This window comes from Sphingomonas antarctica (assembly GCF_965137005.1).
Lineage (GTDB): Bacteria > Pseudomonadota > Alphaproteobacteria > Sphingomonadales > Sphingomonadaceae > Sphingomonas_O > Sphingomonas_O antarctica.
This window is the reverse complement of the sequence record NZ_CBCRXM010000011.1, coordinates 14,052-28,110: the sequence shown is the minus strand read 5'-3', so window position 1 is coordinate 28,110 and position 14,059 is coordinate 14,052. Positions and strand designations below refer to the sequence as shown.

At 65.2% G+C, this 14,059-nt stretch carries 10 protein-coding genes and 1 tRNA gene; 1 reads left to right on the top strand and 10 read right to left on the bottom strand.

Annotated elements, in window-relative coordinates:
• Positions 1 to 5: 5 nt before the first annotated feature.
• The 3 genes from ACM9ME_RS11330 to ACM9ME_RS11320 form a co-directional block, all read right to left on the bottom strand.
• Positions 6 to 1,946 carry a caspase family protein gene (locus ACM9ME_RS11330; protein WP_415643573.1) on the bottom strand — a complete coding sequence of 647 codons (1,941 nt, stop codon included), beginning with the start codon at positions 1,944 to 1,946 and terminating at the stop codon, positions 6 to 8.
• On the bottom strand, positions 1,943 to 5,101 hold the full coding sequence (locus ACM9ME_RS11325; protein WP_415643572.1) for a hypothetical protein: 3,159 nt from the start codon (positions 5,099 to 5,101) through the stop codon (positions 1,943 to 1,945). Before ACM9ME_RS11325 ends, ACM9ME_RS11330 begins: the two co-directional genes overlap by 4 nt.
• 58 nt (positions 5,102 to 5,159) lie before the next feature.
• A tRNA-Arg gene (locus tag ACM9ME_RS11320) sits at positions 5,160 to 5,236 on the bottom strand.
• A 68-nt stretch (positions 5,237 to 5,304) separates the two neighbouring features.
• Between ACM9ME_RS11320 and ACM9ME_RS11315 the strand changes: the two genes are divergently transcribed.
• The gene (locus tag ACM9ME_RS11315; RefSeq protein WP_415643571.1) at positions 5,305 to 5,769 is read left to right on the top strand and encodes a hypothetical protein; all 465 of its coding nucleotides are present in this window, start codon (positions 5,305 to 5,307) and stop codon (positions 5,767 to 5,769) included.
• On the opposite strand, the gene ACM9ME_RS11310 is transcribed toward ACM9ME_RS11315, so the two are convergent.
• The 7 genes from ACM9ME_RS11310 to ACM9ME_RS11280 form a co-directional block, all read right to left on the bottom strand.
• Positions 5,766 to 6,308 (bottom strand): gamma carbonic anhydrase family protein, encoded by a 543-nt coding sequence (locus tag ACM9ME_RS11310; RefSeq protein WP_415643570.1) that lies wholly within the window; start codon positions 6,306 to 6,308, stop codon positions 5,766 to 5,768. The two genes, ACM9ME_RS11315 and ACM9ME_RS11310, sit on opposite strands and share 4 nt — an antisense overlap.
• The gene (locus ACM9ME_RS11305) at positions 6,305 to 6,838 is read right to left on the bottom strand and encodes a GNAT family N-acetyltransferase (protein WP_415643569.1); all 534 of its coding nucleotides are present in this window, start codon (positions 6,836 to 6,838) and stop codon (positions 6,305 to 6,307) included. Before ACM9ME_RS11305 ends, ACM9ME_RS11310 begins: the two co-directional genes overlap by 4 nt.
• Positions 6,835 to 7,824: a porphobilinogen synthase gene (gene hemB, locus ACM9ME_RS11300; RefSeq protein WP_415643568.1), complete on the bottom strand. Its 990-nt coding sequence runs from the start codon at positions 7,822 to 7,824 to the stop codon at positions 6,835 to 6,837. The genes ACM9ME_RS11305 and hemB overlap by 4 nt, the downstream gene beginning before the upstream one ends.
• Positions 7,821 to 9,242, bottom strand: a complete 1,422-nt coding sequence (locus ACM9ME_RS11295) for an MATE family efflux transporter (protein ID WP_415643567.1) — start codon at positions 9,240 to 9,242, stop codon at positions 7,821 to 7,823. The genes hemB and ACM9ME_RS11295 overlap by 4 nt, the downstream gene beginning before the upstream one ends.
• 122 nt (positions 9,243 to 9,364) lie before the next feature.
• Positions 9,365 to 12,139, bottom strand: coding sequence for a valine--tRNA ligase (locus tag ACM9ME_RS11290; RefSeq protein WP_415643566.1), 2,775 nt, complete (start codon positions 12,137 to 12,139; stop codon positions 9,365 to 9,367).
• A 33-nt stretch (positions 12,140 to 12,172) separates the two neighbouring features.
• The gene (locus ACM9ME_RS11285) at positions 12,173 to 12,544 is read right to left on the bottom strand and encodes a PopZ family protein (RefSeq protein WP_415643565.1); all 372 of its coding nucleotides are present in this window, start codon (positions 12,542 to 12,544) and stop codon (positions 12,173 to 12,175) included.
• Position 12,545: 1 nt separating this feature from the next.
• Positions 12,546 to 14,045: a TolC family outer membrane protein gene (locus ACM9ME_RS11280; RefSeq protein WP_415643564.1), complete on the bottom strand. Its 1,500-nt coding sequence runs from the start codon at positions 14,043 to 14,045 to the stop codon at positions 12,546 to 12,548.
• Between the last annotated feature and the right edge of the window lie 14 nt (positions 14,046 to 14,059).

Sequence of the window (14,059 nt, the reverse complement as noted above, 5' to 3'; positions counted from 1 at the left end):
ATGCTTCATTCGGGTGCCTTCCCCATGACATCGACGTCCGTGACGATCGCGGTCCAGTCACCCACTTTCGGGGCATCGGGATCGCGCGTGCCCTGCATCACCGCGCACAGCGCGCGCTGCAAGGCATTGGCGCACGAATTTCCACCGCGCGCACCGGTCGCGGATTGTTGAAACGCCGCCGCGTCGATCGGCTGATCGGTCGCGACGGTCACGAACCGATAGGGTCCCGCGCTGGTCGGCCTGAGCGGCAGACGCGTCGTGAGCGGCCGCGACACATCGATCGGATCGGCCTGCGCGCCCTCGGGCAGGATCAGGTCCACGCCGAATTTCTCGTCGATGCCGAAGACGTACACATAGCGCTTGCGGTCGGTCAGGTTGCGTACCGTCAGGCGCGCGTCCTGCCGAACGAAAATCTGGCGGCGCTTGCCCGTCTCCAATGGCGGGCAGCTCATCAAATCATAATCCATGTCGTTGCTGATGCAGAAGGCGAGCTGCGCGCTGTCGGGTGCGGTGCGCAGTCCGATCAGATCGTTGACACGCGCGACCTTGCCGGCCTCCTGCGCAAGGATCGCGGAGAAGCGCGGATCGGCGGCCAGACCGAGGTCCGCCAATACTTGTCCCCCGACCGTCACCAGGCTCACCGTCGGCGAGTGAACCCCCTGCTTAATCATCAATTGGGCGGGCTCGGCTTCGGTGGCGACGCGGCCGTCCGCGATCGCTTTCGAGACGAAGGCGCGGTCGGCGGGCGGCGCGAGATTGCGGATCGTCAGCGCGCGGGTGCCAAAGGCATGCTGAAGCTCGCGCACGACCAGCCGCTTCGGCAAGTCCGGCGCGCCGCTGTCGAGAGACAGCGTGGCGGTCGCCGGCGTGACCGTCGTGACATTGCCGGTGGCCAGCGGCGCGGCGTCGCTCACCGCCTGGCTCGACCCGGCAAATACGGCGAAGCGCGAACCGACGGTCACACCCGAAAGCCGCCCCCCGAAGATGGTCACGCCGGTCGCATCCGACGCGGCATCGAGCACCGTGACATGGCTGACCGCACCACCCAGTCGCGCGGTCAGGGCACCGCTGCCGCGCGGGCTCTGGCTGCCCTGCCCGACCTCCTCGACCTTGCGGCGGGTTTCGGTAAGGATGTCGTCGAAGGTCGCCCCGCGCAGGTCGAGCAACGTCGCGGCCAATTGCGTCGTGAAGACGCCGGAGACGGCATTGCCCTGCCCGGTTTCGCGCGCCTTCTGGCTTTCGCGCGCGGCGGCGAGGTGGACGCGATAGCCCTGAACGGCCTGCGACCCTGCTGCCGGCAAAGCGGATAGCGGGATCGACTGTGCCGTGCCGATCAGCTTCGGTGCATCGCGCGCGCGTCCTTCGGGGGTGTTGATGCCGAAATTGCGCGTGCCGCTTTCGGAATAGCAACTGTCGAAGATCGTCACGACGTTGATGCCACGCCCCGTGGCGCGGTCGATGATCGCGCCGATATCGCGGTCGAGGATTTCCGCGCTCGCATCCGCACCGGGCTGGCGCGCGTCGGTGGTCAGGATGGTGGTGTCATAGCCCGACGCCTGATCGTGCTCGACATCGTCACGCACCGTCGCGCCATGCCCGGCATAATAGAATAACAGCGTATCGCCCGGCGCGGACTGCGCAATGCGCGCGTCGAGCTCGTCGATCAGCGCGGCGCGCGTGGCGCAATCGTCGGTCAGGGTCGTCGAGACCGCGTTGCGCGACACGCAGCCCTTGTCCGGGCGGTCGAGGTCGAGTTGATAGGCCGTCCGCAACGCATCCTTGATGTGTGTGACGTCGTTGACCGTGCCTTTGAGGTCTTCGAACTGCCCGTCCGGATTGTGCGTGTGCGAATAGCGATACTGGTTCACGCCGACGAACAGCGCGCGGATCGTGGCGGCGGCGGGCGTCGATACCAGCACGGCAAGGGCCATCAGCAGCCGCGTCATTTCATGCCTGTGCGCAGGACCACCGGGCTGGGTTCGCCGGTAAAGTCGAACAAAGCGGGCTCCTGTGCCTTGGCGACCGGCGCGTTCGGCCCGCGATCGAACCCCCGCGCGCTGGCGAGCTTGCCGAGGGTCACATCGGCGCTGAGCGAGGGCAGGCGCTGCACCGCATAGCGCAGCCATTCGTCGAGCGTGATGCGGCCGTCGTGATTGAGGTCGGCCTTGCCGCCAGTGGCGGTCACGCCCTCACCGGCCAGCGCGTAGGTCAACAACCCCTGCCCGACGCGCGCATCCTCGATCGCCAGATCGCTCGCCTGGGTCGCGGCGAGGATGCGCATGCCCTTGTCGTAAGCCAATTGGCCGAGGCCGGGATCGCCCATCGGGCCGGGTTTGAAAGCCGCCGTGTCGACGCTGGCACCCGAGTGACACGCGTCGATGACGAAGGCGATTTCGCCGGCGCGCACATCGCGCAGCAGCATCGTCAGGTCGGCGGCGGATATAAGGCTGCCGACGTCGGGTTTGCCGTCGGCGGGCCATCGCGCGTCGCTCGGCACGAGGAAGAAATCGCCTTGCGGATCGGCCCAGCCATGTCCCGACCAGCTAATGATGACGAGATCGTCGGGCGTCGCTTGCGCCATGCCCGAGGTGTCGAAGTCCTTCAGTGCGGCTTTAGTTTCGGGTAATTCGCCGATCCCGGCCATAATCCCGAATGCCGCCCCCAGTGCTTCGCGCGTCACCCGTCGTGTCGGGGTGCTGGTCAAATCGAGGCGATGAACCTCGTATCCCGGGATCACGGCCAAGCGTTCGAACAGCAGATGCGCGTCGGCGACCGAGAAATCGAGCTTCAGCCGCGGGTCGTCATAATCGTCGATGCCGACCGTCACGATATAGGCCCGCGGCTGGCGCGGCGTGCGGGGTTTGGCGGTGAATTCGAATTGCGCCGTGTCGCTTTTCACCCGGTCCTCGTTGAAGGCATAGGCCGTGAAGAGTTGCTTGCCCTGCCCGGCACCGGTCGGCAGCGGCACCTCGAAGTAGAATTTGCTCACGCCATTGGCATCGGCACCCCCGGCAAAGCCGTTGAGGCGGCGCCAATCGGCCAGATTCTGGTGCAGAACCTCGTTCGTCTCGACCGGGTTATGGTCGGCGAAGCGCCCGTTGCGGAACAGGCGGACGTCGTACAGGCCCGAACGCGTCTTGCCATTGGCGGCATCCGGTTGCGTAACGTCGCGTGCTTCGACCCAGACCGAGGCATAGCCGGGCTTGGTCTCGTCCACCGAGACGATCTTCAATGCGGGCAGCACGCGGTTGAGGCTGGCGAGCGATGGCAGCGGCGGCAACACCTTCGCACAATCGTTTGCCACGGTGCACCTGACCGTCTTGTCGGCCAGACGCGGCGTGAAATAGTCGCGCATGAAGGTCTGTGGTCCCAGGCTCTGGAACGGCGCATCGGGCACGATCCAGCGGAACTGCGACGCATCGGGGCCGAGATTGGTGTCGTAGCGGCCATCGGGCGTGACCGCGACGAAATCGCCGCCGTTGATCGGATACAGCGTCAGGATCGGCTGCCAGTTGCGCGTGTTCCACAGACGGATGCCGCTGACCCCGGAGGCCGACCAGAAGATCGGCTTGCCGGGCAGGAAGCCGCCAGCAACCGCGTTGGCGAGCTCGATCGGCGGCAGTGCCGCGCCAGTCACGAGATTGGCGCGGTTGATCCGAGAGTCGATTACGGACGACATCAGTACGGTCGTGCCGTCGGTAGCCATCAATTGCGGGACACTGGTCGTCAGCATCACTTCGCGCGGTTGCCCCTCTCCAAATTTCCACGCCACCGCGCCGCCATTGGCCGCGACGATCAGCTGCTTTCCGTCGGGGGTGAAGGCCATGCTCATGATCACCGCCACCTTCTGATCCTTGCCGAAGGACAATTCATCCACCGTCTTGCCGGTGGCGACATCGACCACGACGAGGATGCTCTGGTTGACGCCGGTGACTAGGATAATGGCAGCGAGCTTGCCGTCGGGCGACGCCGCAATGCCGTTGATCGTCTTGCCAGCGTAATCCGCGAGTTTGAGCGGGCGCCAGGTCGCGCCGTCGCTGACCAGCACCGTGGTGCCACCCTTGACCCCGTGACGGCAGGCTCCGGCGTCCGCCGCGACGAAGCCGCCGACGATGGGGGCGATGTAGCAACGTCCGGCCAGCGTCGCGACGGTCTTGCCGCTCGCCGTATCGATGACGAGCGAGGGCGACAGTGGCGCGCTGTCGTCGGCGTCCTCGTTGTCGCGATCCTGTGATGCGGCACCGGTCGCGACCAGAATACGCGCATCATCGAGCCAACGAACCGTCCCATACACGCCGGGAACGTCGAGATCGGGCAGGAACCGCCCCGCCGTGATGTCGTAGCGCAGGACCGTCGTCGAAACCTTGCCGCCGCCTTCGTCATTCTTGGTCTGCTCGACCGTCACCAGCATATGGCCGTCGGGTGCCAGATCAGCATCGGCGAAACCGAGCGCATTGTCGTTGAGCAGCGTGCGCCCACCCGGGCCGACGATCGCCAACCCCTCCTCGGTGCGTTTGAGGCCCTGCTTACCGTCGGGCGATCGGGGCAGGCGCGGCAAGGCCTTCTCCGCCGCCGCCAGCGTCATCTCCGTGCCCCGTTCGAAGATCGTCGCAAGCGCTGCCTGACGCGCGGCAAAACCGAGCGCACCGCCACTGGCGGCTAGCGCCTTGCCGCGAGGCAATACGGTCGCGATCCGCGTCCGTAAGTCGACCTGATAGTCGCGTTCCACCGGGAAATCGCCGAATTTGACGTCGACGCCGGTGCCGCGGACCATCGCCGTCCGGCCATCCGCCGATACGGAAATACCCTGCACTTGCAGCATCCCGTTCAACCAGGCGTCGGCGTCGGCGGGGAGCAAAGTGCGGTCGATCACGCGCCCCGTCGCCGCTTCCCAGATGACCAAGGCGCGAGCAAAACCGTTCACCGTCAGCACGTATTTGCCGTCGGGCGTCCAAGCCGCAGCCTCGACGGCGCTTTCGGCCTCCGAGCTGGATTGAAGAACGATGTGCGGATTGGTGTCGGCGGCGAGGCACGGCGCGGCCAGCCCGACGAGCGCGGCCAGCGGCAACAACAATCGCAGTCGCTTCAAGCCGTCGAGCATGGTCCGCCCCCGTCCCGAATTAGGACGCGGACCCGGCCAAGGTCAATCGCAGAAGAATTGGCGCGCCCGGAACGATTCGAACGTCCGACCCTCAGATTCGTAGTCTGATGCTCTATCCAGCTGAGCTACGGGCGCGCAGAGCGGCGGCTGGTATCGGGAATGGCGCGGTGGCGCAACCCCGTGCAGCGCGTTAGGGCGAGGTTATGAACCGCGTCGCGCTTGCTTTGCCTATCATCCTTGCCGCCTGTACGCCTTCGGGTCCGCCACCGCCATCGTTGTTACCGCGGGCGGCGGAGAAGGTCAGGATTGACGATCCGCCGGGCGAAACCGCGGGCGTCGTGGCGGCGCAGGCTTCGACCGCGACGCAGGCGGATATCGTGCGGTTGCTGGCGCAGGCGGATGCGGGCGAAGCGGCGCAAGTTAAGGTCTATGCCGCCAACCGCGCGGCGCTGGGCGGGCTGACGGCCGCGTCGGGCAGCGAGGCGTATGTGGCGGCGCAGACCGCGCTTTCGGCGCTGGAAAGTGCGCGGATTCCGACACTCGATGCGTTGAGCGAGCTGGACCGGCTGGCGCTGGCGGCGGAGAGCAGCGCCGATGCCGCCGCGCTCACCGCCGCGCAGGCCAAGGTTCAGGCAATCCTCGACCGGCAGGACGCGCGGCTGCGTTAAAGCCCGAGCGCGGCCTTATGCTGGCGGGCGTTTTCGACATAATGCGCGACGCCCAGCTTATTTCCAGCGACCTCCGAATCGCTGAGCATGCGCAAAAATTTGGCAGGGCGACCGACCCATAATTCGCGTTCGCGAATCACTTTACCGGGTGTCAGCATGGCGCCCGCAGCGAGCATCCCGTCGCTTTCGATGATGCAGCCGTCCATGACGATGCTGCCCAGCCCGACGAGTGCGCGGTCGTGGAGGATCGAGCCGTGCAGCATGACCATGTGGCCGATCAGCACGTCGTCGCCGATGATCGTCGGCAGCCCGGCCTCGGTTCCCGGTTTGGGCGAATCGACATGGATCACCGTGCCGTCCTGCACATTAGTGCGCGCGCCGATGCGGATGCGGTTCACGTCGCCGCGCAGGACGCAATTATACCAGATGCTCGAACCGGCACCGATTTCGATATCGCCGATCAGATGCGATCCGGGGGCGACGAATACGTCGTCGGCGAGTTTGGGCGTGTGGCCCTCGATCGAGATCAGCCACGTCATCGCGGGCGGCTCGCTGCGTAGGTCAGATGCGCCTTGAGCTGGCTGTCGTCGGGCACGCCGGGGTGATCGAAATCCAAATCGTGGCGGCGGGTCATGCCCAGCCGCTCCATCAGCCCCCAGCTGCGCGAGTTGTCCGGCGTGGTGATGGCGTAGATACTGTTGCGATCGAGATGGGCCCAGCCCCAGGCGAGCGTCGCTTCGGCAGCTTCGCGCGCATAGCCTCGGCCCCACATGTCGGACCGCAGCCGCCAACCGATTTCGGTTTCCCCGGCAATCGGTGTGTCGTCCGGCCCCTGCTTTAAGCCGCAAAAGCCGAGGAACATGCCGTCTTCGCGCCGTTCGACGGGCCAGAAGCAATGGCCGTGTGCGGCCTGATACGCCATCATCCGGTCGATCGCCGCATCGCTGTCCTCACGGGTCATCAACGGGCCGAGCGTCGCCATCACCTGCGGGTCCCGCCCCATCTCCGCAAAGGGTGCGCGGTCGTCATCGCGCCACGCGCGGAGGACCAGGCGTTCGGTCTCGATCATTTCCCGAGCAAGCGCGCGGCGTGGGCGGCGTGATAGGTCAGCACGCCCGAACATCCGGCGCGGCGGAACGACATCAGCGTTTCAAGGACCAGCGCGTCGCGGTCCCCCGCGCCCGCTGCGGCTGCCGCCTCGATCATCGCATATTCGCCGCTCACCTGATAAGCGAAGACAGGCACTTCGAAGCGTTCCTTCACGCGGCGGACGATGTCGAGATAGGGCAGGCCCGGCTTGACCATCACGCTGTCCGCGCCTTCGTCGAGATCGAGTGCGACTTCGCGCAACGCTTCCTCGGCATTGGCGGGGTCCATCTGGTAGGTCTTCTTGTCGCCCTTGAGCAGCCCGCCCGAACCGACCGCGTCGCGGAACGGCCCGTAGAACGCCGAGGCATATTTGGCGGCATAGGCCATGATCTGGACGTTGTGATGGCCTTCGCCTTCAAGCGCGTCGCGGATCAGCCCGACGCGACCGTCCATCATGTCCGACGGGGCGATGATGTCCGCGCCCGCCGCCGCCTGGTTCAGCGCCTGCGCGACCAGCACGTCGGTCGTGGCGTCGTTGAGGACATAGCCCGCATCGTCGACCAACCCGTCATGGCCGTGCGCGGTGTAAGGATCGAGCGCTACATCGGTCAGCACGCCGATTTCGGGGGCGGCGTGCTTAATCGCCGCCACCGCGCGGCACATCAGATTGTCCGGATTGAGCGCTTCCTCGCCGCCCGCCGTCCGCAACTGGTGTGGAGTATTCGGGAACAAGGCGATCACGCCGATGCCGAGGTCGCGCGCCTCCTTAGCCCGCTCGCCGATGCGATCGACCGACCAGCGTGACACGCCGGGCAGGCTGGCGATCGGATCCTCGACCCCCTGCCCCTCGGTCACGAACAGCGGCCAGATCAGATGCTGGGGCGCGAGGATCGTCTCCGCATGCAGCGCGCGGCTCCACGGGGCCGAGCGCGTTCGGCGCATGCGGAGCGCGGGATAAGAGGTCATGCGGCTTTCTCCTGCATCTTCAGTCGGCGCCAACCGCCATATTGGAAATAGAGGGTCGTCAAGACCAGGCTGATTGCGGAGCCGAACGGAAAGGCCCACCACAAGGCATCGGCACCGAGGCTGGGCAACAGGCCATAGGCAAAGCCCAGTCTCCCCGGGAACATCGCGAAGATCAGGATGACCAGCGGCACAGCCACCGCCCCGTTGGCGCGCATTGCCGCCCCCAGCACCATCGAGACGCCGAACAACAGGAAGCTCCAGCTGGCGAGATTGTGGATGTGCACCGCGATCGGCACTGCCGGGCTGCTGGCGGTCAGGAACAGCCCGAGCAGCGGCCGATCGGTCAGATAGATCAGCAGCACCAGCGTACCCGTCATGCCGAGATTGATCGCCGATCCGGCCCACGCGGTGCGTTCGACCCGATCCCATTTGCCCGCGCCGATATTCTGTGCCGCCATCGCCGACACGCCCGCGCTGATCGCGAGCGCGGGCATCTGGATATAGCCCCACAATTGCCCGATCGCGCCGTACGCGGCGGTGGTGTCGACGCCCTGGCGATTGACCAGTCCGATCATCAGCAACATGCCGAGCGACAGCACGACCATCTGGAAACCCATCGGCAATCCCTTGCCGACGATGATTCGGACGAGCGGCCAGTCGGGGCGCAGATAGTGCATCTCCGCGCCGCGCAGCGCGAGCGGCAGGCGCTTGCGGTAGAGATAGGCGATCAGCACGCCGGTCGTGACGACGCTGGCGACGAGCGACGCGGTCGCCGAACCCGCAATGCCCATTTCGGGAAACGGACCCCAGCCGCGGATCAGGAACGGATTGAGGCCCGCATCGATCGCGACGTTGAGGATCATCGCCTTGAGCGGCGTCATCGCATCGCCCACGCCGCGCATTGCGCTCGAGAGCAGGACGTTGAGGAAAATGAACGGCAGACCGAGGAAAATCACGCGCGTATATGCGACCGCCAGCGGATAGGCGGCGGCGGGAGTCGCCAGGGCGCGCAGCAAGGCGGGAACGGCGAGATAGCCGATGATCGCGGTGACGACGCCGATCAGCGCAACCATGCCGAACGAGGTGCCCAGCGTGCGTTTCGCCGCGTCCAGATCGCGCCGGCCCATCGCCTGTCCGATCAGGATCGTCGAGGCCATGGCGAGGCCGAACACCGCCGCGAATGTCAGGAACATGACGATGTTGGCGTTGCTGGTCGCGGCGAGCGCGGCCTCACCCAGAAAATTGCCGATCCAGATCGCGTTGATCGACCCGTTGAGCGATTGCAGCACGTTCGCGCCGAGCGTGGGCAACGCGAAGGCGATCAGCGTCATGGCGATCGGCCCGACGGTCAGGTCGCGCTGGCCGTGGCGCAGCGGGGGTGGGGCGGCCAATTCTTCGGAGAGTTCGCTGTCGGCCATAGACCGCTCCATACACAAGAAATCGTCACCCTGAACTCGTTTCAGGGTCCATTCGCCGTCAGTCTGTAACGGAGCGCAAATAGACCCCGGATCAAGTCCGGGGTGACAACATTAGGGTAGGATCAACCCAACCGCGCCAGTGCGGCGCGGAGGCGTTCGGCCTCGGCGGATTTCTCGGCATAATCGGCGCGTGCTTTCTCGACCGCCTCGGGCTTGGCGCGTTCAACGAACGACGGGTTGTTGAGGCGACCGGCGAGCGAGGCGGCCTCCTTTTCGGCGGCCTCGGCGGATTTGGAGAGGCGCGCGCTTTCGGCGGCGAAATCGATGACGCCTTCAAGCGGCAATGCATAGGTCGCTTCACCGACAACGATCTGAGCGGAGCCAGAAGGAGGATCGGCACGAACCGGCGCTTCCAGTCGGGCCATCCGCGCCAGAATCCCAAAGTTGCGATCGATCGCCCGTTCGGTCGCGGCGCTCTGATTGCTGACCATCAGCGGCAGCTTCACCGCGGGCGGCACGCCGAGTTCGGTTCGCGCCGCGCGCAGTTCGCCAACCAAGCGGATGACCCACTCGATTTCCGCGACGGCATCGGCGTCCACCGCCTTCGCATCGACCACCGGCCAGTCTGCGACGATCAGGTCGTGATCCCGCTCCGCCAAAGCGTGCCACAATTCCTCGGTGACGTACGGCATGAACGGATGCAGCATCACCAATATGCGGTCGAGCGCCCAGCCCGCGACAGCCTTGGTTTCGTCGTCGATCTGGCCTTTGATCAGTTCGAGATACCAGTCGCAAAACCGGTCCCACACGAAGTGGTAGACCGTGTTCGCGGCTTCGTCGAAGCGCAGATCGGCAAGCGCCAGATCGAGCGCGGCGACGGTTTTCTGCACCTCCGCGATCAGCCAGTGATTGACCGGTTGCGCGATCGTGTCGGGCAATGCGCCGCCGCCGATGCCGTTGGCCTGAGCGAAGCGTGACGCGTTCCACAGCTTGGTGGCGAAGTTGCGATAGCCCTCCAGCCGCTTTTCATCGAGCTTGATGTCGCGGCCCTGGCTTTCCATCGCCGCCATGAAGAAGCGCAGCGCATCCGCGCCATATTTGTCGATCAGGCCGAGCGGATCGACGGTGTTGCCCTTCGACTTGGACATTTTGGAGCCGTCGGCCGCGCGGACCAGACCGTGGAGATACAGGGTCTTCCACGGCACTTCGTTCATGAAGTGCAGGCCCTGCATCGCCATCCGCGCATCCCAGAAGAACAGGATGTCGAAGCCCGAGACGAGCACATCGCCCGGATAATGTTTGTCGAGCGCCGGCGTCTGTTCGGGCCAGCCCAGTGTGCCGAAGGGCCAGAGTGCGGAGGAGAACCAGGTGTCGAGCACATCGGGGTCACGGTGAACCCCATAAAAAGCGACTTTCGTCATATTCTCTAACGACGGAGTCTCAGCCCAACGGCTCGGCTCGTCGTCATACAACGCGTATGGCTCGCTCCCGTAATAATCTCGAAGCTGTTGATGCAGTGACTCGATGTTTTCAGCGACGAAGATGGCTTTAGATGTGTCCCACTCATCGTCCCTGTCATCGACTCGTTTGTCGGCATACCAAGCCGGAATGCGGTGACCCCACCACAATTGCCGCGACACGCACCATGGCTGGATATTCTCCAGCCACTGAAACCACGTCTTCTCCCAAGTCTTGGGCACAACGTTGATCCGCCCGTCGCGGACCGCGTCGATCGCGGGGCCGGCGAGTTTAGCGGCGTCGACATACCATTGGTCGGTCAGCCACGGCTCGATCACCGCGCCGGAGCGATCGCCCATCGGTGTCTGGATGGTGCGCGGTTCGGCGTCGTGTTCGTTGCCGTCCTTGTCGGTAAAGGGGATGAGGAAGCCTTCGCCTTTCAGGCGTTGGACCACGAGCTTGCGCGCCTCGACGCCGCTGAGGCCCAGGAAATCGGCGGGGATCAAACCGTCCGAAGTCTGCACGACCGCCGCCTTGGCATCGAGCATGTTGAGCATCTCGCCCGCCTTGAACCCGGCGCGGCGTCCGACTTCGAAATCGTTAAAGTCGTGGCCAGGGGTGATCTTGACCGCGCCCGAACCCAAAGCGGGATCGGCATGTTCGTCGGTGATGATCGGGATCAGGCGGCCGGTGATCGGCAGACGCACCATCTTGCCGACCAGCGCGGTGTAGCGCGCATCGTCGGGATGCACCGCGACCGCCATGTCGGCGAGCATCGTTTCGGGACGTGTAGTCGCCACGTTGATGAAGCCGCTGCCATCCTCAAGCGGGTAACGCAGATGCCAGAAACTGCCCTTGATCTCCTTCGTCTCGACCTCGAGATCGGAGATCGCGGTGCCGAGACCGGGATCCCAATTCACCAGGCGTTTGTCGCGGTAGATCAGCCCTTCGCGGTGCAGATCGACGAACACTTTCAGGACGGCTTTGGAAAAACCCTCGTCCATCGTGAAGCGTTCGTTCGACCAGTCGCAACTGGCACCAAGACGACGAAGCTGACGGGTGATTTGCCCGCCGCTTTCCGCCTTCCAGTCCCACACTCTGGCGATGAAATCCTCGCGGCTGAAATCGGTGCGCTTCTGCTGGCTCAGCGCCATTTCGCGCTCGACGACCATCTGCGTCGCGATGCCGGCATGGTCGGTCCCGGCGACCCACAAGGCGTCCTTGCCCTTCAGCCGCGCGTGGCGGACGAGGATATCCTGGAGGGTAATGTCCAGCGCGTGGCCGATATGCAGGCTGCCCGTCACATTGGGTGGCGGCATGACGATGGTGAAGGGTTCGGCATCGGGTCGCGCGGGCCGGAACGCGCCCGTGCTTTCCCAATGGGCATACCAGCGCGCCTCGATTGCCGCGGGGTCGAAAGTCTTGGGCAGTTCGCTCATCGACGCCCGCTTAACGGGACGCGCGTCACAGGGCTAGTTGCGCGCGGTAATCCGTTCGATCTCGACCGCCACCAATCGCTCGACCATCGCGGGGAGTTTGGCGTCGAGCCATTCGGCGAGCATCGGGCGCAGCATGTCGCGAATCAGTCCTTCGAGCGTGTCGGACCCGTGCGGATTTGCCGTGACGACCATCGCCGACAAGGCGTCGAGCCGCGCGCGACTGGATTCTGCGGCGATGGGCGAAACCAGCGGTTCGGCCTCCTCGGTCAAATCGAGAATGTCGGCGGGGGGCGTGCCAACGCGGCGCAACGGCTGCGTCGGGACGGTCTCGACCTCTTCGGCGATGATGCGTTTGATCGAGGCGAGGATCGCATCCATCGACGGCGCGTCGTCGCCGGTGGTCATGCTATTTCGGCTGAGCGACGGCGGGCTGCGTCGGATCGGGTTGCCCGCTCTTCAGCGGCGCGACGGCCGGTTCACCGGTGATGACCGAGGTCTGCGCGGGCGTATCCACGGTGCGCGTCGCGACCGGCTCAGGGCGCGGATCGCTGTCGTAATCGAAGATGCGGCCCTTCACACGCTTGTAATTCACAACCGGGTCGTAAAGTGTGCCCGCGTCGAGCCCGAGGTCGCGTGCTTCGGCCTGGCCCATCGCGGCGAGCAGCGAGAAGCCCGCGACGTACGAATTGCGGCGCGCCGACACCAGATTGACCTGGCTGTTGAGCAATTCCTGCTCGGCATTGAGGATGTCGAGGATCGTGCGGTTGCCGACGCTGTTTTCGGCGCGAACGCCTTCCAGGCTGAGCGCGTTGGCGTCGACCGCCGCCTGGCTGGAAACGATGAGAGCGTTTGACGCCTCATATGCGGCGTAAGCCGATCGCGTTTGTGCGACGACATTGCGCTCGGTCGCGGTAACGTTTTCGAGGGCCACGCCCTCGCGCGCCTGCGCCTGTCGGACCTGTGCGGCGGGCGCACCGCCCTGGAACAACGGCACGGTGAGAGCGACGCCGGCTTGCGCGGTGTTGGTCGATTGCGACTGCGAAAAACCCTGCACGGTCGGGATCGTGCCGAGATAATTCGAATAGCCATCCTGGCCGGTGATCGACAGTTTCGGCAGCCGCGACGCACGCGCCACGCCGGTATCGTAACGCGTGGCGTCACGCGTTTTCTGCGCCGCGCGCAGGCCGGGATTGTTCTGCAGCGCGGTCGTCACCGCGCCTTGCGGATCGGCGGGCAGGCCGGGCAATTGCGGCGGCGCCTGCAGATCGACCGGCGGGATACCGACGATGCGGATGAAGGTTTCGCGACTGGTGATCAAATTCGCCTGGGCATTTTCCAGCTGACCGCGTTGCAGCGCCAGCCGAGCTTCGGATTGCGCGACGTCGGTGCGGGTCAGATCGCCGACCTGAAACCGGTCGCGTGAGGCGCGCAGGTTCACGTTCAGCACTTCGACCTGCTTCTGGTTCAAACCGACGATCGCTTCGTCGCGGATCACGTCCATGTACGCGGCGACGACGTTGGCGAAGAGCGTGGATTCATTGTCGCGCAGGGTATCGCGACCGGCATCGATGCGCGCGTCCGCCGCCTTGATCCCGTTGCTGACGGCACCGCCCTGATACACCGGGATGCTGCCGGTAAAGCCCGCGAAAAACCCGCGCGCCGGCGAGGACTGGAAGTTGCCCGTCGCCCGGATGAGGTATTCGTTGTAGTTGGCTGTGGCGTTGATCTGCGGCAGCCCGCGCGCGCGCTGGATCGTCGTGTTTTCGTCATTAGCACGCTGGTTCGCCCGCGCGCCGGTGATCGTCGGGTTGCTCTTATACGCCTCGGCCAGCGCTTCTTGCAGCGTCGTCGCACTTGCGGGCCAGGCACAGCTGGCGATCAACAGGGCAGTCAGAACTCGTTTCACCGTGATGACCTCGA